This is a genomic window from Roseateles hydrophilus (genome assembly GCF_026712245.1).
Taxonomy (GTDB): Bacteria; Pseudomonadota; Gammaproteobacteria; order Burkholderiales; family Burkholderiaceae_C; genus Pelomonas; species Pelomonas hydrophilus.
Map to the genome: position 1 here is coordinate 84,358 of NZ_JAPPUY010000003.1, position 23,316 is coordinate 107,673.

At 67.6% G+C, this 23,316-nt stretch carries 20 protein-coding genes; 11 read left to right on the forward strand and 9 right to left on the reverse strand.

All coding sequences use genetic code 11. The features are described 5' to 3' along the window. Positions 1-75: 75 nt before the first annotated feature. Genes NYO99_RS12065 through NYO99_RS21430 form a run of 3 tightly spaced genes read left to right on the forward strand, consistent with a single transcriptional unit; the run spans position 76 to position 2,899 of the window. Positions 76-1,182: a multiubiquitin domain-containing protein gene (locus NYO99_RS12065; protein ID WP_268167454.1), complete on the forward strand. Its 1,107-nt coding sequence runs from the start codon at positions 76-78 to the stop codon at positions 1,180-1,182. After that, on the forward strand, positions 1,179-2,570 hold the full coding sequence (locus NYO99_RS12070; RefSeq protein ID WP_268167455.1) for a ThiF family adenylyltransferase: 1,392 nt from the start codon (positions 1,179-1,181) through the stop codon (positions 2,568-2,570). The genes NYO99_RS12065 and NYO99_RS12070 overlap by 4 nt, the downstream gene beginning before the upstream one ends. Further along, a complete protein-coding gene (locus NYO99_RS21430) occupies positions 2,567-2,899 on the forward strand; it encodes a ubiquitination-like system serine protease family protein (protein ID WP_268167456.1) in 333 nt (110 codons plus the stop codon). The genes NYO99_RS12070 and NYO99_RS21430 overlap by 4 nt, the downstream gene beginning before the upstream one ends. Positions 2,900-3,250: 351 nt before the next feature. Here NYO99_RS21430 and gyrB read toward each other — a convergent pair whose 3' ends face one another. The 3 genes from gyrB to dnaA all read right to left on the reverse strand — a co-directional run bounded on the left by gyrB (position 3,251) and on the right by dnaA (position 8,594). Beyond that, a complete protein-coding gene (gene gyrB / locus NYO99_RS12080) occupies positions 3,251-5,764 on the reverse strand; it encodes a DNA topoisomerase (ATP-hydrolyzing) subunit B (RefSeq protein ID WP_268167457.1) in 2,514 nt (837 codons plus the stop codon). A gap of 115 nt (positions 5,765-5,879) precedes the next feature. Beyond that, complete coding sequence (dnaN, locus tag NYO99_RS12085; protein WP_268167458.1) at positions 5,880-6,992, reverse strand: DNA polymerase III subunit beta; 1,113 nt, start codon at positions 6,990-6,992, stop codon at positions 5,880-5,882. Positions 6,993-7,142: 150 nt separating this feature from the next. After that, positions 7,143-8,594 carry a chromosomal replication initiator protein DnaA gene (gene dnaA, locus NYO99_RS12090; RefSeq protein WP_268167459.1) on the reverse strand — a complete coding sequence of 484 codons (1,452 nt, stop codon included), beginning with the start codon at positions 8,592-8,594 and terminating at the stop codon, positions 7,143-7,145. 302 nt (positions 8,595-8,896) lie between these two features. Here dnaA and rpmH point away from each other — a divergent pair, with 302 nt between their 5' ends. From rpmH to mnmE, 5 genes are all read left to right on the forward strand, one after another. Next, a complete protein-coding gene (rpmH, locus tag NYO99_RS12095) occupies positions 8,897-9,031 on the forward strand; it encodes a 50S ribosomal protein L34 (RefSeq protein ID WP_054021782.1) in 135 nt (44 codons plus the stop codon). 51 nt (positions 9,032-9,082) lie between these two features. Continuing rightward, a complete protein-coding gene (locus NYO99_RS12100; protein ID WP_268167460.1) occupies positions 9,083-9,556 on the forward strand; it encodes a ribonuclease P protein component in 474 nt (157 codons plus the stop codon). After that, on the forward strand, positions 9,553-9,855 hold the full coding sequence (gene yidD, locus NYO99_RS12105; RefSeq protein ID WP_268167461.1) for a membrane protein insertion efficiency factor YidD: 303 nt from the start codon (positions 9,553-9,555) through the stop codon (positions 9,853-9,855). The genes NYO99_RS12100 and yidD overlap by 4 nt, the downstream gene beginning before the upstream one ends. After that, positions 9,848-11,560, forward strand: a complete 1,713-nt coding sequence (gene yidC, locus NYO99_RS12110) for a membrane protein insertase YidC (protein ID WP_268167462.1) — start codon at positions 9,848-9,850, stop codon at positions 11,558-11,560. The genes yidD and yidC overlap by 8 nt, the downstream gene beginning before the upstream one ends. 221 nt (positions 11,561-11,781) lie before the next feature. Continuing rightward, positions 11,782-13,146, forward strand: coding sequence for a tRNA uridine-5-carboxymethylaminomethyl(34) synthesis GTPase MnmE (gene mnmE / locus NYO99_RS12115; protein ID WP_268167463.1), 1,365 nt, complete (start codon positions 11,782-11,784; stop codon positions 13,144-13,146). Here mnmE and pelA read toward each other — a convergent pair whose 3' ends face one another. From pelA to NYO99_RS12145, 6 genes are read right to left on the reverse strand one after another with little or no spacing between them, the layout of a single operon-like run. After that, positions 13,147-14,406 (reverse strand): pectate lyase, encoded by a 1,260-nt coding sequence (gene pelA / locus NYO99_RS12120; RefSeq protein WP_268167464.1) that lies wholly within the window; start codon positions 14,404-14,406, stop codon positions 13,147-13,149. Then, positions 14,403-16,577 (reverse strand): glycoside hydrolase family 65 protein, encoded by a 2,175-nt coding sequence (locus NYO99_RS12125; protein WP_268167465.1) that lies wholly within the window; start codon positions 16,575-16,577, stop codon positions 14,403-14,405. The genes pelA and NYO99_RS12125 overlap by 4 nt, the downstream gene beginning before the upstream one ends. Before the next feature lie 58 nt (positions 16,578-16,635). Then, a complete protein-coding gene (locus NYO99_RS12130; RefSeq protein ID WP_268167466.1) occupies positions 16,636-17,556 on the reverse strand; it encodes an SMP-30/gluconolactonase/LRE family protein in 921 nt (306 codons plus the stop codon). After that, entirely contained in the window at positions 17,553-18,029 is a 477-nt protein-coding gene (locus tag NYO99_RS12135) for an acyl-CoA thioesterase (RefSeq protein ID WP_268167467.1), read from the reverse strand. Before NYO99_RS12135 ends, NYO99_RS12130 begins: the two co-directional genes overlap by 4 nt. Positions 18,030-18,045: 16 nt before the next feature. Further along, a complete protein-coding gene (locus NYO99_RS12140) occupies positions 18,046-19,116 on the reverse strand; it encodes an aldose epimerase family protein (protein ID WP_268167468.1) in 1,071 nt (356 codons plus the stop codon). 2 nt (positions 19,117-19,118) lie between these two features. Further along, positions 19,119-19,883, reverse strand: a complete 765-nt coding sequence (locus tag NYO99_RS12145) for an SDR family NAD(P)-dependent oxidoreductase (protein ID WP_422395499.1) — start codon at positions 19,881-19,883, stop codon at positions 19,119-19,121. 221 nt (positions 19,884-20,104) lie between these two features. Between NYO99_RS12145 and NYO99_RS12150 the strand changes: the two genes are divergently transcribed. Genes NYO99_RS12150 through NYO99_RS12160 form a run of 3 tightly spaced genes read left to right on the forward strand, consistent with a single transcriptional unit; the run spans position 20,105 to position 23,071 of the window. Continuing rightward, positions 20,105-21,034, forward strand: a complete 930-nt coding sequence (locus tag NYO99_RS12150; protein ID WP_268167470.1) for a dihydrodipicolinate synthase family protein — start codon at positions 20,105-20,107, stop codon at positions 21,032-21,034. Further along, the gene (locus NYO99_RS12155) at positions 21,034-21,966 is read left to right on the forward strand and encodes an arabinan endo-1,5-alpha-L-arabinosidase (protein WP_268167471.1); all 933 of its coding nucleotides are present in this window, start codon (positions 21,034-21,036) and stop codon (positions 21,964-21,966) included. Before NYO99_RS12150 ends, NYO99_RS12155 begins: the two co-directional genes overlap by 1 nt. Positions 21,967-21,979: 13 nt before the next feature. Then, positions 21,980-23,071 (forward strand): ABC transporter ATP-binding protein, encoded by a 1,092-nt coding sequence (locus tag NYO99_RS12160; protein WP_268167472.1) that lies wholly within the window; start codon positions 21,980-21,982, stop codon positions 23,069-23,071. Positions 23,072-23,316: the final 245 nt, after the last annotated feature.

Consider the following 23,316-nt stretch of genomic DNA (forward strand, 5'->3'; position numbering starts at 1 on the left):
CAAGCGATGTCTGTGGTCTTTCGTGGCTGACCAGTCACGGAACAACGTTCATTTCGCTTTACGAAAGGGGCAGCCATGCCCAACGCAAACACCTTCCTTCCTGCCCAAGATGGGCACTTCATCGAGGTCGCTGGCCTCGACCTCGTGTTCAAGCCTGTTCCTCTGGCTGACCACACCCCCACCGGGGCGCAAATTGCCAGCGCAGCTGGATACAGCGATACCCAGGTGGTCACCGTTCTCCACCTGCTGGCCAACGGCGAACTGGAAGACATTCGCCCAACCGAAGTTGTGAGCGTTCCGCAGCCCGGCGGCCGGTTCGTTGTGGTCGTCACCGACCGCTCGTATCGGCTGACGATCGATGGCAAGCGCATCGATTGGCCCGCGCAGCGGATCTCCGGGAGCATCCTGCGCCACCTCGGCGGCGTTCAGGCGGACAAACTCCTGTACTTGGAGCGTCAGGACAAGGCTGACGTTGTCGTCGGAGACCACGACCTGGTCGATCTCGGCCATGCAGGGGTCGAAGCCTTCTACAGCCGAGCCCCCGTCTGGATCCTCAACATCCAGGGCGTCCGCCTCGAGGTGCCAACGCCAACGATCGTTGTCAGTGAGGCGATGCGCCAAGCCGGCTTTGACACCAATCAAGGCTGGCACATCTTCCTCAAGGTGGCGGGGCAACCGAAGCAGGAGCTCGAACTCACCTCGGTCGTTGACCTTCGGACGCCCGGCATCGAGAAGATCCGGTTGACCCCGAAAGACGTGAGCAACGGTGAAGCTGCGCAAGCGCTTCGCCGTGACTTCCCGTTGCTGGACGTCGACGAACACTACCTCGACGAGCACTTTGCCCGGTGGGAGACGGTGCTCGACAACCAGCGGCGCTGGCTGCTGATCTTTGGGTATTCGGTTCCCGCGGGCTACAACCAACAGCAGATCACCTTGGCCCTCGAAGTGCCGCCGACCTACCCCGGGGCGCAAATCGACATGTTCTATGTCTTCCCGAGTCTCGCGCTCAACAGTGGTCAAACGATTGAGTGCACGCAGGTACAGGAGGCCATATGTGGCCAGTCCTACCAGCGGTGGTCACGCCATCGGTCCGATGCCTGTCAGTGGCGACCGGACTCCGACAACGTCGTGACGCACCTTGCCCTGGTCGAGTCAGCGCTGGCCAAAGAGGTGCAGCAGTGAACCCGTCCACCAACCTGACGATCACCTATGCAGACCACCGGAAGCTGCGAGATCACCTCTTTCCAGGCGATGGTCTTGAGGCAGCCGCCATCTTGCTCTGCGCTCGGACTCCTGGTCCACGAGTGCGCCTGCTCGTGAAGCAGGTGTTGTTGGTGCCGCATTCCGCTTGTAAGGAGCGGCGCTCGGACTACCTGGTTTGGCCGGGTTCGGCGATCGAAGAGGCCTTTGACTTGGCGGAAGCTGATGGCCTCTCTTTGGTGCTGACCCACTCGCATCCAGGTGGTCTGTTCGGCTTCTCTCGGCACGACGACCGAAGCGATCTGTTGACGGTGCCCAGCCTCTTTCAAGCGCTTGGCGGCCTGCACGGCACAGCGATCATGACCCCTGATGGCGCCATGTTGGCGCGTCTGTACCGGCAGGACATGTCACCGATCCCGATCGAGTCCGTGATGGTTGCAGGTGATGACCTCACCTGGCACTGGGCCGACAGGAAGTTCAGCCCTCGACCAACAGCATTCACCAGCGAAGCGACCCAAGAGCTCGGTCGCCTCAGCGCCTGCGTCATCGGTGTGTCTGGGACGGGCTCGCTCGTCGCGGAGCAGCTCGCACGGCTTGGATTCGGCCAGGTGATCCTCATCGACTTCGACAAGATCGAACCGCGCAATCTGAATCGAATCGTCAACTCGACGCTTGCGGACGCCAAGGCTCAGAGATCGAAGGTCGTCGCGTTTGCTGAAGCTGTGACCAGCTACAGGGGCGAGGGGGTCGCCGTACCAGTGAACGCCTCCATCTCGACACGCGAAGCAGTGCTGTGCGCCAGCCAAACCGACGTGATGTTCTCGTGCGTCGACACCCTTGACGCTCGACAGATCGCAGATCTGTTGGCCGCCAGCTTCTTGATCCCGCTGTTCGACGTCGGCGTCTCGATTCCAACCAGAAAAGCGCAGCGGGGGGCGGCCATCGCGGACGTCTGCGGGCGAATCGACTACGTCCACCCGGGTGGCCCGACGCTTCAAGATCGTGGGGTCTACGACCCCGCCTCGCTGCGCGCGGAGTACCTGCGGCGCACGGCACCGGATGCACACAGGGAAGAGATGCAGGCCGGCTATCTGCGCGGCGTCACCGAAGAAGCGCCAGCAGTCATTGCGTTGAACATGAGGGCGGCATCCGCATGCGTGATGGAGTTCATCGCGCGGGCCCACCCGTTTCGCCATGAGTCCAACGCTGCGTACGCCAGAACGCAGTTCAGTCTCGCTGCGAACGAAGAGGATTTCTTCCCGGTTGAGTCGTTCCCAACGACGACCATCCCCCAGTTCGCACGCGGCGACCTGGAGCCGCTCCTGGGGCTCCCCGCCCTTCGCGCGCCGAGGTCGGAGGCAATCGCATGAAGGCCAAGAGGCTGTTGCTGAGGCTGTTCGACTTCGTGGCCCCGGCTCGCCGCCTCCAGGTGGTCAGTGGAGACAGCCTGCCTCCTAGGCTGCCGTTGAGGGCCCTCGTGCTGGCGCGGGACGGCGATGAAGATTGGTGTGTAGGGATGCGGTGCCCTTGCGGTTGTGGCAGGAAGATCGAGCTGCTACTGATCAAAGAGGCAGCACCGCGCTGGGATCTGCTCCTGGACGAGGAGGGCCGCCCATCCCTGACCCCTTCAGTGTGGCTACGTGACGGCTGTCAGTCGCACTTCTGGGTTCGCCATGGTCGAGTGCACTGGTGCCCTTAGTGGTCGCCAAGCAGCAGAGTGACCGAGCGGCAATTGAGCCGCAGTGCTCCCCGCGCTGACGGCTGCGCCAAAGCATGAGGGCCCCATATGGGGCCCTCGGCGTCATCGCTGAACTTGTAACAGCGGTCATTTCATCGGATTTGTCCGACAGACCTTATTACGAGTCCGACAGACTTTATTCCCATGGATCAGCAGTTACGGCTTGGTCAATCAAGTCTGCGCCGCCACGGACTTTGCCAGGTTACACGCCTTGTCGACTTCGAAAGAGGCCAGTCGCAACAACTAACGACCGCTAGTCGCAGAACTATGGCGCGCGTCGCAGTTACTCTGGCGCCCTACGTCAGCACCGTCTCAAACGTCGATATTGCCCGCGCGCAGCGCGTTGGTCTCAATGAAGTCCCGACGCGGTTCCACTTCGTCGCCCATCAGCATCGTGAAGACCTTGTCCGCCTCGATGGCGTCTTCGATCTGCACGCGCAGCAGGCGGCGGACGGTGGGGTCCATCGTCGTTTCCCACAGCTGCTCGGGGTTCATCTCGCCCAGGCCCTTGTAGCGCTGGCGGCCGACGCTGCCTTCGGCTTGCGTCATCAGCCAGGCCATGGCGGCGCGGAAGTCGTCGACCTTGGCTTCCTTGGCCTTCTCGCCTTCGCCCTTGCGCACGAGGGCGCCCGGCTTGATGAGGCCCTGGAAGCTCAGGCCGGCGTCGGCCAGCACTTCGTAGTCGGCGCCGTGTACGAAGTCGGCGGTGATGACGCTGGCGCGCACGTTGCCGTGGTGCATGCGGGCAATCTTCAGGAACAGCTTGTCGGTGCGCGGGTCGGTCTCGACAGTGACCTCGGCGTTGTGCAGCCGGCTCTTCAGCGCCGCAGCGCTGGCCTCGGCTTCGTCGCGCGCATCGAGCTTCAGCGCCAGGCCGTTGGCCAGCACGTGCAGGGCTTCGATGTCCATCCAGTTGGACAGGCGCTCGATGACGCTCTGCGCGGTGACGTACTTGCGGGCCAGCGCGTCCAGCGCGTCGCCCTTGAGCGTGTTGCCGTCGCCGGTGTCCAGGCTCGCGTCCTGCAGCGCGACCTTGAGCAGGAAGCCGTCGAACTCGTGGCCGTCCTTGAGGTACTGCTCGTGCTTGCCGACCTTGACCTTGTACAGCGGCGGCTGGGCGATGTAGATGTGGCCGCGCTCCACGAGCTCGGGCATCTGGCGGTAGAAGAAGGTCAGCAGCAGCGTGCGGATGTGGGCGCCGTCCACGTCCGCGTCGGTCATGATGATGATGCGGTGGTAGCGGAGCTTGTCGGGGTTGAAGTCGTCGGTGCCGGCGCCGCGGCCGATGCCGGTGCCCAGGGCCGTGATCAGCGTGATGATTTCGTTGCTGGTCAGCAGCTTTTCGTAGCGCGCCTTCTCGACGTTCAGGATCTTGCCGCGCAGCGGCAGGATGGCCTGGAACTTGCGGTCGCGGCCCTGCTTGGCGGAGCCGCCGGCGGAGTCACCCTCCACGATGTAGATCTCGCACTGGGCGGGGTCTTTCTCCTGGCAGTCGGCCAGCTTGCCGGGCAGGCCCAGGCCGTCGAGCACGCCCTTGCGGCGCGTCATCTCGCGGGCCTTGCGGGCGGCTTCGCGGGCGCGGGCGGCGTCGAGGATCTTGCCGCAGATGGTCTTGGCGTCCAGCGGGTTCTCGAGCAGGTAGTCGGTCAGCAGGCGGCTGACGATGTCTTCCACCGGCGCGCGCACTTCCGAGCTGACGAGCTTGTCCTTGGTCTGCGAGCTGAACTTGGGCTCGGGCACCTTGACGCTGACCACGCAGGCCAGGCCTTCGCGCATGTCGTCACCGGCGACTTCGACCTTGGCCTTCTTGGCCAGTTCGTTGTCTTCGATGTACTTGTTGATGACGCGGGTCATGGCCGCGCGCAGGCCGGTCAGGTGGGTGCCGCCGTCGCGCTGCGGGATGTTGTTGGTGAAGCAGAGGACGTTCTCGTTGAAGCCGTCGTTCCACTGCATGGCCACTTCGACGCCGACCGTCGTGCCCTGCTCGGACACCTTCTCGCCCACGGCGTGGAAGATGTTCGGGTGCAGCGTCGTCTTGCCCTTGTTGATGAACTCGACGAAGCCCTTCACGCCGCCCGCATAGGCGAAGTTGTCTTCCTTGTTGGTGCGCTCGTCGACGAGGCGGATCTTGACGCCGTTGTTCAGGAACGAGAGCTCGCGCAGGCGCTTGGCGAGGATGTCGTAGTGGTAGTCGTTGTTCTCTTTGAAGATCTCGGTGTCGGGCAGGAAGTGGACTTCCGTGCCGCGCTTGTCGGTCTCGCCGATGACCTTCATGGGGCGCGTCTCCACGCCGTCCACCATGACGCTCTCGCCGTTCTGCGGGATGCCCTTGGCGAACTCCAGGAAGTGGACCTTGCCGCCCTGGCGCACCGTCAGGCGCAGGAACTTGGACAGGCCGTTCACGCAGGACACGCCCACGCCGTGCAGGCCGCCGGACACCTTGTAGCTGTTCTGGTTGAACTTGCCACCGGCGTGCAGCTCGGTCAGCGCGATCTCGGCGGCCGAGCGCTTGGGTTCGTGCTTGTCGTCCATCTTGACGCCGGTGGGGATGCCGCGGCCGTTGTCGATGACGGAGATGGAGTTGTCGGTGTGGATGGTGACGACGATGTCGTCGCAGTGGCCGGCCAGGGCCTCGTCGATGGAGTTGTCGACCACTTCGAACACGAGGTGGTGCAGGCCGGTGCCGTCGGACGTGTCGCCGATGTACATGCCCGGGCGCTTGCGCACCGCCTCCAGGCCTTCCAGGATCTGGATGGAGCTGGCGTCGTAGGCGGCAGGTTGCGGAGCCGGTGCGGGAGTGTTCTCGGGGGTGACGCTATCGCTCATCGGGGACTTTCAAGGCCGCAGCGCGGCCGGTACAACTCTCAAACTAGAACCCCCCGCTCGGCGGGGGGCAGGGGGGTGCGACACATGCACCGCGCAGCGGATTTGAGCCGCAGGCTCAAATCCGCATCGGCATGACGACGTACTTGAAGCCCGTGGTGTCCGGAATGGTGAGCAGCGCACTCGACGCGCTGTCGTTGAGGTCAATGCAGACCATGTCCTGGCTCATGTTGGACAGCGCGTCCATCAGGTAGGTCACGTTGAAGCCGGTCTCGATCTTGTCGCCGCCGTAGTCGATCTCGATCTCTTCCTTGGCCTCTTCCTGCTCGGCATTGCTGGACGCGATACTCAGCAGGCCCGGCTCGAAGGTCAGGCGCACGGCCTTGAACTTCTCGCTGGTCAGGATGGCGGCGCGCTGCAGGCTGGACAGCAGCGGGGCGCGGCCCAGCGTCAGGCGGAACTTGTGGTTCTTGGGGATGACGCGGTTGTAGTCGGGGAACTTGCCCTCGACCAGCTTGGTCACGAACTCCATGCCGCTGAAGCTGAACTTGGCCTGGTTGCCGGCGAAGCGCATCTCGATGGCGTCGTCGTCCTTGCCGTCCTTCAGCAGGCGCTGCAGTTCCAGCACGGTCTTGCGCGGCAGGATGACTTCCTGCTTGGGGATGTCCACCTCCAGCTCGGCCTGGGCCAGCGCCAGGCGGTGGCCGTCGGTGGCCACCAGCGTCAGGTTCTTGCCTTCGGCGACGAACAGGATGCCGTTCAGGTAGTAGCGGATGTCGTGCACCGCCATCGCGAAGTGCACCTGGTTGATCAGGCCCTTGAGCGCCTTCTGCGGCACGCTAAACGCGGGGCCGAAGTCGGCGGCTTCCTGCACGAGGGGGAAGTCGTCAGCCGGCAGCGTCTGCAGCGTGAAGCGGCTCTTGCCGCCCTGCAGCGTCATCTTGTTCTGATTGCTCGTCAGGCTGACGGTCTGGTCGCTGGGCAGCGCACGCAGGATGTCGATGAGCTTGCGCGCGCCGACGGTGGTGCTCAGATCGCCGGCATCGCCGTCGAACTGCACGGTCGTGCGCACTTGAATCTCGAGGTCGCTCGTCGTCAGCTCCACCTGATTGCCGGTCTTGCGGATCAGCACGTTGGCCAGGATGGGCAGCGTGTGCCGCCGCTCAACGATGCCGGACACCGCCTGCAGCGCGCCGAGCACCTGGTCCTGGGGAGCTTTCAAAACGATCATGAGGGCCTCTTGGGGAGAGAGATTTCAGCTGGGGCAAGCCCCAAAACCGCGCGCGCGCGTGAAGCCGCGATTGTCGCCCGGAAAGGGTGCGCCCCCGGCCAAGGGGGCAACGCCGGCAGCTACGGGACAACCCGTAGCCCAGCCCCGAACTCAGCCTTTCAGCGTCTGCTCCAGCACGTGCAGCTGCTGGTTGAGCTCGGTGTTCTTCTGGCGCTCGCCACCGATCTTGCGCACGGCATGCAGCACGGTCGTGTGGTCACGGCCACCGAACAACTCGCCGATCTCGGGCAGGCTCTTCTGCGTGAGCTCCTTGGCCAGGTACATCGCAATCTGGCGCGGCCGCGCGATGCTGGCCGGGCGCTTCTTGGAGTACATGTCGGCGACCTTGATCTTGTAGAAGTCGGCCACCGTCTTCTGGATGTTCTCCACCCCGATCTGGCGGTTCTGGATGGACAGCAGGTCCTTCAGCGCCTCGCGCGCCAGGTTGATGCTGATCTCCTTGTGCGAGAACTTGGCATAGGCCAGCACCTTGCGCAGCGCGCCTTCGAGTTCGCGCACGTTGGCGCGCACGTTCTTGGCGACGAAGAAGGCCACGTCCTCGGGCATGGGCGTACCCTCGGCCTCGGCCTTCTTGATCAGGATGGCAACGCGCATCTCCAGCTCGGGCGGCTCGATGGCGACCGTCAGGCCGGCATCAAAGCGGGAGGTCAACCGCTCGTCGATGTCCACCAGACCCTTCGGATACGTGTCCGAGGTCATGATGATGTGCGCCTTCTTGGCCAGCAGCGCCTCGAAGGCGTTGAAGAACTCTTCCTGCGTGCGGTCCTTGCCGGCGAAGAACTGCACATCGTCGATGAGCAGCAGGTCCAGCGAGTGGTACTTGGCCTTGAGCTCGTCGAAGGTCTTGCGCTGGTAGTTCTTGACGACGTCGGAGATGAACTGCTCGGCGTGCAGGTACAGCACGCGGGCGTCCGGGCGATCCTTCAGCAGCGCGTTGCCCACGGCATGAATCAAGTGAGTCTTGCCCAGGCCCACACCGCCGTAGATGAACAGCGGGTTGTAGGTCACGCCTGGTGCGCCGGCCACGTGCAGCGCCGCGGTGCGGGCCATCTGGTTGGCACGGCCCGGCACCAGGGTGTCGAAGGTGAGCGACGGGTTGATGCGGTGCTTGGCCGAAGCCGGCGCTTGCGAAGGCAGCACGATCGACGACGGCGCCGGCACCACGGGCTTGAGCGCCGCGCTGGGCTCGGCCGGCAGCACGGACAACTGCTGCGGCGCCGCCGCACCTGGCGTCGCCACGGCGATCGGGGCCGCCGCGTCACGCGCAGCCAGCGCCAGCTCCAGCCGCGTCGGGCGGCCGGCGAGTTCGGTCAGGATGGCTTCAATGCGCGCCGCGTACTGACGGCGAATCCAGTCACGCTTGAAGTGGTTGGGCACCTTCAGCGTGGCCACCAGCGCGCTGGCGGCATCGGCGCCTTCGCCAGCCACGGTGGCGGGCGGCAGGGGGCGGATCCAGGTGTTGAATTGCTGCTCGGGCAGTTCGGTGGCCAGGCGTTCGCAACCGCGCCGCCAGAGGTCCGAAGCCCATTCCGCCGTGTTCATGCTCGCTGACACCTGCATCCCATCCGCCCTGTTGTGTTCTTCTAGGCTCATTGTGGAAAACTTGTTTTCGAGCGCTCGGATTGTACGTCCCGAGCGCTCGCGAAAGCAGGGTTATCCACAGAATTTCCGACAGGGTCAATCCCCGGCAAACCCGCCTGGCAGCGGGCTACTTGTTGACCGGCGAGGCGGCATCTGCTGTAATCGCGGGTTTTCGCGCACTGCGACTGCTTTGCCGTGCGCTCCTTTTGCCGGGGACCAACCGCTGTGCCCGGAGCGAACAAACCCCTCCAAAGAGGTTCCCCATGAAGCGTACTTACCAAGCCTCCAAGACCCGCCGCGCCCGCACCCACGGCTTCCTCGTGCGCATGAAGACGCGTGGCGGCCGTGCCGTCATCGCCGCTCGCCGCGCCAAGGGCCGCAAGCGTCTGGCCGTCTAAGGCCTTGCCGCACATGGCGGCGCGCCCGCGCCGTCAACTGCCGGGCAGCTGATGATCGGTCGCATCCAACGCCCGGTGGACTTCGAACGCGTGCTCGCGCGTCCGAGCCGCTCGCGCAGCGCGCATTTCGCGCTGCACCACCTGCCCGCCAACCCGGCGCCCAGCGCCTGGGCGGCTGCTCGCCTGCGCTCTGCCCAGGCTGAGTTATCAACAGGCAGCACACCCGTTATCCACACCCCTGTGGAGCCCGTCCCGCCTGCGGCACCTGAAAGCTGCTGGGTGGGCATGGTCGTTCCCAAACGGCACGCGAAGCGATCGGTCACGCGCCAGCTCTTGAAGCGCCAGATTCGCGCCGCATTTGCCGAGCGCCCCGGCATGCCGCCGGGCTTGTGGGTGGTGCGTTTGCGTTCTCCGTTTGATCGCCAGCAGTTTCCCAGCGCCGCCTCCGATGCGCTGCGCGCCGCTGCGCGCGCCGAGCTGGCCCAGTTGCTGGACCGCGTGCTGAAGGCGGAGCGCGCGCCATGACCCCCAGCTGGCCCGCGCGCGCTCTGATGGCCGTGGTGCGCGGCTATCGCCTCATGCTCAGCCCCTGGCTGGGCAACAGCTGCCGGTTCGAGCCGACCTGCTCGCGGTACTCCCTGGCAGCGCTTGAGAAGCATGGCGCCCTGGCCGGCAGCTACCTGACAGTGCACCGCATCCTGCGCTGCCAGCCCTGGTGCGACGGCGGCCACGACCCCGTGCCGGACAATGCGCCGCGCCTGTTTTCCCGATTGATCTCCCCGGTGCCTTGCGCACCGTCTTCCTCCGAGCCCCCTCATGACTGATATTCGCCGCACCGTGCTCTGGATGGTGTTCGTCATGTCCCTCGTCCTCCTGTGGGACGGCTGGCAGAAGCACAACGGACAGCCCTCGATGTTCAGCCCCGCGCCGCGCGCTGCCGCGCCGGCACCGCAGGGCGCCGCGTCGGGTGGCGTGCCGACGCCCACGGTTGCGGGCGCAGCCCAGGCCCCGGCATCCGCAGCACCCGTGGCAGCGCCGTCCGAGAAGATCACCATCCGCACCGATGTGCTGACGGTCACCGTCGACACGCTGGGCGGCGACATCGTGCGCGCCGAGCTGCCCAAGTACCTGACGTCGCCCGACCCCACGGTCACCGACCAGCTGCTGCAGATGGTGCGCCTGAAGGATCCCGCGCCCTTCACGCCTGAGCCCGTCGTGCTGTTCAACGCGGCCCAGCAGTACCGCGCCCAGACCGGCCTGGTGGGCGGTTCCGGCCCGCTGCCGACGCACAACACGCCCATGACAGCCGTGGCGGGCGAGCGCGAGCTCAAGACCGGCCAGGATGAAGTCCAGCTGCGCCTGGAGTCCGCCGAGGTCGGCGGCGTCAAGCTGGTCAAGACCTACACGTTCAAGCGCGGTGCGTACACGGTGGGCGTCACGCATGAAGTCGTCAACGCCGGCACCGCGCCGGTAACGCCGCAGGTCTACCTGCAGCTGGTGCGTGACGGCTCCACCGTCACCGGCGGCGCGGCGTTCACGCCCAGCTTCACGGGCCCGGCCGTCTACAACGACAAGACCAAGTTCAAGACCGTCACCTTCGAAGACATCGACAAGAACAAGGTCGACATCGAGAAGCAGGCCGCCGATGGCTGGGTCTCGATGATCCAGCACTACTTCGCCAGCGCCTGGCTGGTCAACGAGCCGGGCAACCGCGAGTTCTTCATCCGCAAGCTGCCCGGCCAGGCCGGTGTGCGCGGCGACACCTACGCCACCGGCCTGGTGTTCACGCTGCCCACGCTGGCGCCCGGCGCGAGCACGACGCAGAAGGCCACGCTGTTCGCCGGCCCGCAGGAAGAGAACAAGCTGGCCGAACTGGCGCCCGGCCTGGAGCGCGTCAAGGACTACGGCATGCTGACCATCCTGGCCGAGCCGCTGTTCTGGCTGCTGGACAAGCTGCACGGCATCATCGGCAACTGGGGCTGGACCATCGTCGCCCTCGTGCTGCTGCTGAAGATCGCGCTGTACGGCCTGAACGCCAGCGCCTACAAGTCCATGGCCCGCATGAAGGCCGTCGCGCCGCGCATCAACGAGATGAAGGAGCGCCTCAAGGACAACCCGCAGCAGATGCAGCAGGAGATGATGAAGATCTACCGCGAGGAGAAGATCAACCCCATCGGCGGCTGCCTGCCCATCTTCCTGCAGATGCCCATCTTCATGGCGCTGTATTGGGTGCTGCTGTCCACCGTCGAGATGCGCCAGGCGCCGTGGATCTTCTGGATCACCGACCTGTCGGTGCGCGACCCCTACTTCATCCTGCCGCTGCTGATGATGCTGTCCAGCCTGTTCCAGGTCTGGCTGAACCCGCCGGCCGCCGACCCCATGCAGCAGAAGATGATGTGGATCATGCCCATCGCCTTCGGCATCATGTTCTTCGTGTTCCCGGCCGGCCTGGTGCTGTACTGGCTCACCAACAACATCCTGTCGATCGCCCAGCAGTGGATGATCAACAAGCAGATGGGCGTGAACTGACGCTGCGCCACGTGACTTGAGTCACGTGAATCTGCACAGCCCCCGTGCTCGGGGGCTTTTTTGTGCCCGGCGATGGGCGTTCAATCGCGTTGCGGGGCAGAGAACACCGGCCCGGACGAGGCTCACGAGAGTCCTTGAACCCGGCCTCCCCCGCGCCAACACCTGCAACAGCCGCTCCGACGAGCGGCTGTTTGCTTTTGGGCGCCACGACAATTGCGCCCATGCTCGCCCGACACGCCGACCCCATCGCTGCCATTGCCACCGCTCCGGGCCGGGGTGCCGTGGGCATCGTGCGGGTGTCATCGCCGCACGATCTGTCGGCGCTCATCCAGGCCGTCTGCGGCCGCCCGCTGAAAGCGCGCGAGGCGACCTACCTGCCGTTCCGCGACGCCACCGGCGCGGCCATCGACCAGGGCCTGGCGCTGCACTTTCCGGCGCCGCATTCCTACACCGGCGAGCATGTGCTGGAGCTCCAGGCCCACGGCGGCGCCGTCGTCATGCAGCTGCTGCTGGCGCGCGTCATCGAGGCGGGGATGAACGTGCGCCTGGCGGAGCCGGGTGAGTTCACGCAGCGCGCCTTCCTGAACGGCAAGCTGGACCTGGCCCAGGCCGAGGCGGTGGCCGACCTCATCGACGCCAGCACCGAGGCCGCCGCGCGCAGCGCCAGCCGCGCGCTGGGCGGCGCGCTGTCGCATGAAGTGGGCGTGCTGCGCGACCAGCTCATCCAGCTGCGCATGCTGGTGGAAGCCACGCTGGACTTCCCCGAGGAAGAGATCGACTTCCTGGAGAAGGCCGACGCCTTCGGGCGGCTGGACCGCCTGACGGCCCAACTGAGCGCCGTCCAGGCCCGCACGCGCCAGGGCGCGCTGCTGCGCGATGGGCTCAAGGTCGTGCTCGCCGGCCAGCCCAACGTGGGCAAGAGCTCGCTGCTGAACGCGCTGGCGGGCGCCGAGCTGGCCATCGTCACGCCCATCCCGGGCACCACTCGCGACAAGGTCAGCCAGACCATCCAGATCGAGGGCGTGCCGCTACACATCACCGACACGGCCGGCTTGCGCGACGACACGGCCGACGAGGTGGAGCGCATCGGCGTGTCGCGCAGCTGGGACGCGATTGCCGATGCCGACGTGGTGCTGTTCCTGCACGACCTGGGCCGCGTGGGCCAGCCCGACTACGAAGCCGAGGACGAGCGCATCCGCGCGCGGCTGGCGGCGGTCGATGCCAGCCGCATCGTGCAGGTCTTCAACAAGACCGATCTCGGCACGGCGCCGGCCGGTGAGATCGCCCTGAGCCTGAAGACCGGCAAGGGGCTGGAAGCACTGCGCCAGCGGCTGCTGAAGACCGCCGGCTGGCAGGCCGTGCCGGAAGGGCTGTTCATCGCCCGCGAGCGCCATGTGCAGGCGCTGGCCCGCACAGCCGAACACCTCGAACTCGCCCGCGCCATCGCCGCGCAGCGCGACGCCGCGCTGGACCTGCTGGCGGAGGAGCTGCGCCTGGCGCATGACGCACTGGGCGAGATCACCGGCGCGTTCTCGGCGGATGAGCTGCTGGGGGTCATCTTCAGCAGCTTCTGCATCGGCAAGTAGTCAGGGATTGGCCGCCTTCCAGCGCGGGTAGGCGTCCAGCGCCTTCTGCGGCCAGGTACCCCACCAGGTGTAGCCGTTGCGGCGGCCCTTGGAGATCTCATTGACGTCGTCGTGGATGGTCTTGCCCCAGTCGCCGAAGACGGGGCGGCCGGTGGCGACGTCGTAGACCCGCGCCCACAGCGGGCCGGCGCCGGGCTGCGAGATGAGCTGGCGGCCGTCGGGCGTCATTGTGAAGGCATGGTCGCGCAGCGCCTGGGCCTGCAGCCAGGCGATGCCGGCCTCGACGGCAGCCTTCATCGCGGGCGTGGGGCGCCGCTGCTGCATCAGGAACAGCAGCACGCCGGCGCTCTCCGCGCTGGCCAGGCCGGGTGGCTCGTAGTTGCGGGCGGAGATGGGCGCAAGGGTCAGCGCGTCGGCCTGCTGCGGCCAGATCGTCAGGCGGCCGCCGACCTTCACCTGCGCGGCAAGCAGCAGCTCGACCGCCCGCTGCGCCGCCGCGCGCGCCTGGCGGCGCAGCGGCTCGGGCACGAAGGCGAAACCGGGCGCGCCGTCGGCCACGTCCTGCAGCAGCCGCGCGGCCTCGGCCACGGCGTCATCGTTGAAGGTGATGCCGTCGTGGAAGCCGCCTTCCAGCGGGTAGTTCTGCGGCCAGCCGCCGTTGGGGGTCTGGGCCATCAGCAGATAGCCGATGCCGCGCAGGATGGCCGCCCGGCAGGCGTCGTCGGCGCGCTGCTCGTTCACGCGCGCCAGGAAGCGGATCTCGCTGTGCGTGGCGTCGTTGTCCAGCGTGCCGACAAAGGTCCAGAAGCGGTCTCGCGGCTCGTCGAAGCTACCGGTGCCGACGGTCATCGTCTCGGCGTTGTTCGCGTAGCGCTGGCCGGGCAGGCGAGGCGGGCCGCGGCGATCCTGGTTCTTGCTCCAGCCGCCGCTGGGGGTCTGGAAGCTCAGGATGGTGGCGGCAATGCGGGCCGCCTCGGCCGACGCATACCAGCCGGGCTCGCGGTCCAGCGGCGCGTTCATCTTGCCGGCAATGGGCGGCGGCGGCACGGCATCGCCGGCCTTCAGCTCACGGGCCAGCGTGGCGCGGTCCAGCGCCATCTGGCGCTCGGAGCGGTCGAGGTAAGCCTGCCAGGCCAGGCGCTGCGCGGCAGGCAGCTCGGCAATGCGGGCCGCGCTCAGCGCGGGCGCGGGCGTGTTGTGGCCGATGACGGCGGCCAGCGCCGCTCCCGGCAGCAGGGCCAGCAGCAACAGGCGCGTCATGGCAGGGGCAGCAGGCCTTCGGCGCGCACATGCCATGCGCCGTCCTTGGGGAATCCGGGGGCGGGTCCGGCCGGGGCACCGTCCCAGCCGCCAGCCATCAGGCCCAGCGCCATCAGGTAGGCGGCATTGGTGGGCAGGTAGGCCACGGCGCCCTCGGGGTCGCGCGGGCGGCGGCTGTAACCGCTGGGCATGAAATGGGCCGCCGCACGGGTGTTGCCGAGGATGGCCACGGCGCGCTCCGGCTCGCCCAGCCGCGCGGCCGTCAGTGCGCCCTGGCCCATCTGCCAGCTGACCCAGCCGCCATCCACGCCGCGCTGCTCGTGCACGGCATGGAAGGTGCGGCGGGCGGTCTCGATGTCGATCTTGTCCGTGGCCGGCAGATAGCCCAGCGCCAGCAGCATGGACGACGGCGCGCCGCGCTTGCCCGGGCCGAACAGGTTGCGGATGCCCTCGATCTCCAGGTACTTGCCGTCCTGCTGCGGCAACGGGGCGAGGTGCTTGATGACGTCGGCCCACTTCGGTTCGGGCGGCAGGCCTTGGCGCTGGCGCCACTGCTGCGCGACCTGCAGGCCGTAGTACCAGAAGGCCACCTCGAAGGTCGGGTTGCGCACCAGCTCGACGGACGTGCTTTCGCTGACGTTCTTCAGCGGCGGCCCGAGGTGGTAGATGCCGGTGGCCGGGTCGCGGTGCGCGAACGAGGCCAGGAACTTGGCCGACTCGGCCACCAACGCGCCGTAGCGCGCCAGCGTCTCTTTCGTGGGCTTGGCGCGGTAGACCAGCTCGGCCAGGTAGATGGGGTTGGGCTGGTTCCAGATGATGTAGGGGTTGATGGCGCCGGGCGTGGGGCGGCCGTCCAGGCCCGACATCTTGGGCCAGCGCACGCCGTCGAAGCCCTCCTTCCTGGCCTGCGCGATGCCCTGGGGCAGCTGCCCCAGGTACCAGGCCAGGCCCTTCTCCAGCAGGTCCACATGACCCCATTGGTAGAACTGCGCGGCGTGGAAGACATAGACCTCGGAGTTGTGCTTGCCGAACCAGCTCAGATGCTGCAGCCCGGTCTCGGCGGGCGGGAAGCTGCCGGCGTAGTTCACGCGCATCAGGTACAGCGACTGGATGGTGCGGCGCTCGATCTCCTGGGCGCGCGGGTCGGTGGCGGCGCTCAGATCCACCATGCCGCCCTTGGTCCAGTAGTCGCGCCAGGCCTGCTTGGACGATGCCAGCGTGCTGTCAACCGTCTCGTTGGGCGCCGGGTGCTCGGCGTCGGCAAACGCGGCCGTGAAAGCGATCGTGTCGCCCGTCGTCGCACGCAGCCGGTAGTCGTGCGGCGCGGCGAGCTGCGGCGTGGCGGCGCTGACCAGCTCGGCCGGCGTGCTCCAGCGCAGCTCGGTGTCGTAGCGCGTGCCGTCAGCCTCGCGGGCGATGCGGGCGTGGCCCGGGGCCACCTGGGTCAGCGTGCTGCGGTGCTTCTCCGGCTGCTCCCAGATGAAGGGCGGCTTGTGCGCGATTGACGTGCGGTAGGCATACGGCAAGCGCACGCGCACCTGCAGGTCGCCGCTGGCAATCAAGGGTGAGCGCGCCTGCACGGCCAGCACGGCGGCGCTGCCGTGGGCGGCGGTCGTCACCTCCAGCGGCTGGCCGCGCACCAGCAGGCGGCTGGTGACGATGCCGGTCCACAGGTCCAGCGTCTGGTGGATGCCGGCGATGTCTTCGCTGCGCAGCACCTCACCGTACAGCGTGAACTGGAACTGGCCCAGCGGCATGGGCTGGGGGTTCTCGCGGTAGTAGCGACCGGCAGGGGTGTTCTGGTGGATGGGGTAGAGGATCTGGCGGCCGTGGAAGGGCACGGGCGCCAGCGTGTCCTCGAAGCGCAGGCCCTCGGGGTTGGGGAAGCTGTGCCAGCTCCAGGTGTTGCGCGTCTCCAGCGGCAGGCCGTTGTCGTAGTAGAGGCGCTCCAGGCTCTGCAGGCCGGTCACGTCTACGGTGACGGCGAAGTCGCCGTTGCCAACGGTCAGCGCGGACTCGGGGTTGAGGCCGGTGTTGCGCACCGCATGGCGGGCGACGACGGCGGCGCGGTCGATGCGGTCTGTGCGGTCGACAGGCTCGGCGGCCCGCAGCGGCGGCGCCGCCAGCGTCAGCAGGATCGACAGGGACAGCAGAGGCGGGGCGAGGCGCATGGCGCACTCTCGCCGAAAACCCCGCGGCCAGGCGCGCAAGCGCGTGAGCGGATCGCGCTCAGTCGTCGTTGAACAGCGTCTCGGCCAGGTACAGCCCCGCCGCCACCGTCATGCCGAACAGGCTGCCCGACTGCGGCATGGCCATCAGCTCGGCGCTGCTCAGGCCCACGCGGGCGGTGGTGACGGCAATCTGGTCGCCGCCGGGGCCGCCCAGGGCAGGGCAGGTCACGTCGCGCACCGGCACGCTGTAGCGGGCCAGCAGGCGGCCGTCGGTGGCGTAGCGGGCCACGGCGCCGTTGCCCCATTCAGCGTTCCACAGGCAGCCCTGGGCGTCGATGGTGGAGCCGTCCGGGATGGCGGCCTCGCCGTCCTTCCTGACGAACACGCGCGGCTCGCTGACACGGGCGCTGGCCGAGTCGTAGTCGCACACCATGAGGCGGCGCGTCGGCGAATCGCAGTAGTACAGGCGCCGGCCGTCGGGGCTGAAGCAGATGCTGTTGGCGATGGCCACGCCGTCCAGCGGCAGGCGGCGCAGGCCGCGGGCGCGGCTGTACTGGTAGAAGCCGCCGATGGTGCGGCGCGGTTCGGCCTCGTCCAGCGTGCCGAAGACGAAGGCGCCACTGCGGTCGCAGCGGCCGTCGTTGGCGCGGGTGCTGGGCAGCTGGGCCTCCAGCGGCGCGAGTTCCTCGGGCTGGGCGTCGATGACGCCGGTGGCCTGCAGGTCGGGCAGCGTGAGGCGCGCCACACGCTTGGCCATGGCCAGGATGAGCGCGCCGGAGCGGGCGTGCACGAAGCAGCCCACGCGCTCGGGCAGGCACACCTGCAACGTGGTGGCGGCGCCGGGCGTCCACGCGTGGATGCACGAGCCCTGGATGTCGGTCCACCACCAGCGGCCGCTGGGGGCGTGCCATTGCAGGCCTTCGCCGAGGCTGTTGGCTTGGGCCAGGGCGAGCGTGAAGGGGTGTGCTTGCGAGCTCATGCGGACGGGGTGTCGGTGCGGGATTCGAGGGCGGCGCGGGCCTGCTTGCGCGCGATGGCCGAGGCGTGGCGCTGGCGCTCCTCGGGGGTGAAGGGGCGCAGCGGCGGCACGGGCACGGGCTTGTTGTCGTCGCCCACGGCCACCATCGTGAAGTAGCAGCTGTTCACATGCCGCGATTCCTGCGTACGGATGTTCTCGGCGACGACCTTGATGCCCACTTCCATCGACGAGGTGCCGGTGTGGTTGACGCTGGCCAGGAAGGTCACCAGCTCGCCCACGTGGATGGGCTGGCGGAAGATGACGCGGTCCACCGACAGCGTGACGACGTAGCGGCCGGCATAGCGGCTGGCGCAGGCGTAGGCCACCTGGTCCAGCAGTTTGAGGATGTTGCCGCCGTGCACGTTGCCGGAGAAGTTGGCGGTGTCCGGCGTCATCAGCACGGTCATCGTCAGTTGGTGGGCGGGCAGGTCCATGCGCGGTCTCAGCGGTTCACGAGAAGCGGTGGATTGTGGTGCTGCGGAACACCTCGCCGGGGCGCAGCACGGTGCTGGGCCAGTCGGCGCCGGCTTCGTGGTGCGGCGAGTCGGGGTTGTGCTGGGTCTCCAGGCACAGGCCGTCGCCCTGGCGGTAGATGTGGCCACCCGGGCCGGCCAGCGTGCCGTCCAGGAAGTTGCCGGAGTAGAACTGCAGCGCGGGCTCGCTGGTCAGCACGTCCATGCGGCGGCCGCTGGTGGGGTCTTCCAGCGTGGCGGCGCGGCGCAGGCCGTCGGCGTCGGGCACGCCGTCCAGCAGCCAGTTGTGGTCATAGCCCTTGGCGCGCAGCAGCTGCGGGTGGGCCTGGCGGATGCGGGCCTCGATGACGGTCGCCGTGCGGAAGTCGAACGGCGTGCCGTCCACGGCGGCGTGCTGCAGCGGGATCAGGTGCGCATCCACCTCGCTGTAGCGCGACGCGGGAATCGTCAGGCGGTGGCCCAGCACGCTGCCGCGACCGGCGAGGTTGAAGTAGTCGTGGTGCGTCAGGTTGACGACGGTGGCGCGGTCGGTCGTGGCCTCGTAGTCGACGCGCCAGCTGTTGTCCGTCGCGCTCAGCGCATAGCGCACGCGGACCTGCAGCTCGCCGGGGAAGCCCTGGTCGCCATGCGGGCTGGTGAGGCGCAAGCGCAGCGCTGCGGCTTCGCCCGCGAGCAGATCAGCAGGCGCGACGGGCTCGGCCTGCCAGAGCCGGTGGCCAAAGCCCTCGGTGCCACCGTGCAGGCAGTTGGGGCCGTCGTTGCGGGCCAGCGTGTGGGTCTCGCCGTCGAGCTCGAAGCTCGCCCCGGCGATGCGGTTGCCGTAGCGGCCAACGATGATGCCGAAGGACGGGTTGCGGTGGACGTAGTCGTCCAGGTTGTCAAAGCCCAGCACGACATTGCCTGCTGCGCCCTGCGCGTCGGGCACCCACAGGCCGGTGACGATGCCGCCCAGCGTGATGGCGGTGAGCTTCAGGCCCAGGCCGTTTTCCAACGTGTATTCGTGGACGACGCGGCCGTCGGGCAGGCGTCCGTATTCGCGGCATTCCATGATCAAACCCACCCGCCGTCGACGATGAAATCCTGTGCGGTGCACATGGCGCTGTCGTCAGCAGCAAGGAACAAGGCCATGCTCGCAATGTGCTGCGGCATCAAGGGTCGGTTGATGCACTGACCCTTGGCGATCTCCTGCTTGGTCTCTTCGGTAACCCAGAGCTTCAATTGCTTCTCCGTCATCACCCAGCCTGGCACCAGCGTGTTGACGCGGATCCCGTGGACGCCGAAGTCGCGCGCCAGGCAGCGCGTCAGGCCCTGCGCCGCAGCCTTGCTGGCCGTGTACGCGGGCATGCCGCCCTGCTTGAGCATCCAGCTGATGCTGCCGAAGTTGATGATGCTGCCGCCGCCCAGCGCCTTCATGTCGGGCAGCACGGCCTGCGCGGTGAAGAACTGGTGCTTGAGGTTGACGGCAGTGCTCGCATCCCAGAACTCCGGCGTGGTGTCTTCGACCGCATGGCGCTTGTCATTGGCAGCGTTGTTCAGCAACACGCTGAACGGGCCGGTGCGTTCCCGCAATGCGGCGATCGCGGCGCGCAGCGAGTCGACGTTGGACAGGTCGGCGGCCGCGAACTGAGGCGCGTGGCGCGAGCCGGACAGGCGTGCGGCAAGAGCTTCCCCTTCGGCCGCGGCCAGGTCGATGAAAGCCACTTTGGCCCCCTGCGCGGCAAAGGCTTCCACCAGCGTTTCGCCGATGCCGGTGGCCCCGCCGGTGATCAGGACGCCCCGGTCCTGCAGGCTGGGGTACTGGGCGTAGGAACTCATCGACATGTCTCCGGTCGGAAGCTGCCCGGCTTCTTTGGCCAGGCGATGCCAAGATTATTAGTCATACTTTTTTGTTTGCAAAGCCGGCGATTTTCGGGTTAACCCCAATGATCTTGCTTAAATAGTCATACTTTAATGGAGGCATGCCGACGACGACAGCCGGCCGTGCGCCGCGTCACGCCGGTGCTTGATCCAACTTCCCCAGAGACAAGGGACCGCACATGAGCGCCTCCACCTCCCGCCCGTACCGCGGCGTCTTCCCGGTCGTGCCGACCATCTTCAACGCCGACGGCACGCTGGACCTGCCCGGCCAGTTGCGCTGCGTGGACTTCATGATCGACGCCGGCTCCACGGGCCTGTGCATCCTGGCCAACTTCTCCGAGCAGTTCGTGCTGTCGGACGCCGAGCGCGAGACGCTGACCCGCGCCATCCTGGGCCACGTCGCCGGCCGCGTGCCCGTCATCGTCACGACGACGCACTATTCGACGCAGATCTGCATCGAGCGCAGCCAACTCGCGCAACAGCTCGGCGCAGCGATGGTCATGGTCATGCCGCCGTACCACGGCGCCACCTTCCGCGTGTCGGAAGGCCAGATCGAGAGCTTCTACCAGCGCCTGTCCGACGCGATCTCGATCCCGATCATGATCCAGGACGCGCCGGTGGCCGGCACGCCGCTGTCGGTGCCGCTGCTGGCGCGCATGGCGCAGAACATCACCAACGTGAAGTACTTCAAGCTGGAGATGCCGCAGGCCGCCGCCAAGATGCGCGAGCTGATCCGCGTGGGCGGCGCGGCGATTGAAGGCCCGTGGGACGGCGAGGAAGCCATCACGCTGCTGGCCGACCTGGACGCCGGTGCCACCGGCGCGATGACCGGCGGCGGCTTCCCCGACGGCATCCGCAAGATCTTCGACGCCTTCCACGCCGGCGACCGCGAGACCGCCGTCGTCGAGTACGGCCGCTGGCTGCCGCTGATCAACTACGAGAACCGCCAGGGCGGCATCCTGACCGCCAAGGCGCTGATGAAGGAAGGCGGCGTCATCAAGAGCGATGCGCCGCGCCACCCCTTCCCCGAGATGAGCCCCGAGACGCGTGCCGGCCTGCTGGATGCGGCCAAGCGCCTCGACCCCCTCGTGCTTCGCTGGGGCAAGTAATGCGCGCGCTGTGGGCGCTGGTGGCGACACTGGCGCTGTGCCTGGCCGCACGCGTCGACGCCGTCGAGCCGCCGCAGGCCGAGCCCGGCGCGCACGACCCGACGCTGCTGATCCAGGCCGACCGCTGGTTCGTCTTCACGACCGGCAAGGGCCTGCAGCGCCTGGCGTCCGGCGACCGGGGCAAGACCTGGCAGCGCCTGGCGCCGGTGTTCGAGCAGGCGCCCGCCTGGTGGGCGCAGGCCGTGCCCGAGCACAAGGGGCTGGACGTCTGGGCGCCCAAGGTGTTCCAGCACCAGGGCCGCACCTGGCTGCTGTACTCCATCTCCACCTTCGGCAAGAACCGCTCGGCCATCGGCCTGGCCAGCAGTGACCGGCCGGACGGCAGCGAGTGGCGCGATGACGGTCTCGTCGTGCAGAGCGTGGCGACGGACAACTTCAACGCGATCGACCCCGACCTCTTCGTCGACACCGACGGCAAGCTCTGGCTGAGCTACGGCTCCTTCTGGGGCGGGTTGCGGCTGACGCAGCTGGACGCCGCGACGCTCAAGCCCATCGGCAGCACGCGCTTCATCGCGCGCAGCCCGGCCATCGAAGCGCCGACGATCGTGCGGCGCGGCGACTGGGTCTACCTGTTCGCGTCCTACGACCTGTGCTGCAAGGGCGCCGACAGCACCTACAACGTCCGCGTGGGCCGTGCGCGCGCCGTGACCGGGCCTTACCTGGACCGCGACGGCCGCGACCTGATGGACGGCGGCGGCACCCAGCTGCTGGCCGCCACCGGCACGCGCTGGAAGGGGCCGGGGCACCAGGACGTCGTCGGCGACGTGATGGTGCACCACGCCTACGACACCGAACGCGGCGGCAAGCCGCATCTGCGCATCGCGCGACTGAGCTGGTCCGCCGACGGCTGGCCCGTGATCCAAGAAGAATGAACCGGAGACTGCCGTGGCAGGCCTGAAGCTGGAGAACATCTGCAAGCGCTATGGCGCGGTGCAGGTCATCGAGAACCTGTCGCTGGACGTGGCGCCCGGCGAATTCGTCGTCTTCCTCGGGCCCTCGGGCTGCGGCAAGACCAGCCTGCTGCGCATGATCGCGGGCCTGGAAGAAGTGACGGGCGGCCGCATCCTCATCGGCGACCGCGACGTCACCGTGGCGCCGCCGGGGCAGCGCAACCTGGCCATGGTGTTCCAGCACTACGCGCTGTACCCGCACATGACGGTGCGCGACAACCTTGCCTTCGGCCTGAAGAACCTCGGCGTGCCGGCGGGCGAGATCGACAAGCGCATCCAGGAATCGGCCCGCATGCTGGAGCTCAGCGCGCTGCTGGACCGCAAGCCGGGCCAGCTGTCGGGCGGCCAGCGCCAGCGCGTGGCCATCGGCCGTGCAGTGGTGAAGGAGCCGGGCATCTTCCTGTTCGACGAGCCGCTGTCCAACCTCGACGCCGCGCTGCGCGGCCGCACGCGGCTGGAGCTGGCTCAGCTGCACCAGCGCCTGGGCGCGACCATGGTGTTCGTCACGCACGACCAGATCGAGGCGATGACGCTGGCCACACGCATCGTCGTCATGAAGGGCGGCGCCATCGAGCAGGTGGCCACGCCGGCCGAGCTCTACCGCCGGCCGGCGACCCAGTTCGTGGCGAGCTTCATCGGCACGCCGGGCATGGGCTTTGTGCCGGTGGAGCGCGGGGCGGATGTCGATGGGTGTGCGGTCGTGACGGTGCCGGGTGGCTTGAGCATCACCACCCGCGTGCCGGTGGCGGGGCTGCCCGCACAGGGCCTGGTGCTGGGCGTGCGGCCCGAGAACCTGAAGGTGGCGGAAGCCGGCCCGCTGCGCGGCCGCGTGGAACTGGTGGAGTTCCTCGGCGAGCGCACGCTGGCGCACCTGAAGCTGGAGGGCGATACGCCGTTGATCGTCACGGTGCCGGCAGGGGTGTCGCCTCGGCTTGGCTCACATGTTGCGGTGAGCGTGGATGTGGCTGAGGCACATCTGTTCGATGCGGAAGGGCGTGCGCATCATGCGCAGGAGGCTTTGTCGTGAGGATGGCTTGGTGGCAAGGCCCATGCCGGGAATTCGCCCCGGCGGGCGACCTACTTTCTGGGCGACCAGAAAGTAGGCAAAGAGTCGCCCCTGCAAAACCGCCCCTGCGGGGTTCCCTGCGATGCTCGGAACCCGGGGCCGCGCCCAACTCACTTCGCTACGCTCCGTTCAAACAAAGGGGCGCGAAGTCAGCTGTCGAGGCTCGCTGCGCTCGCGCCCCGGGCTCCTGCGCTTCTCGGCGGTTT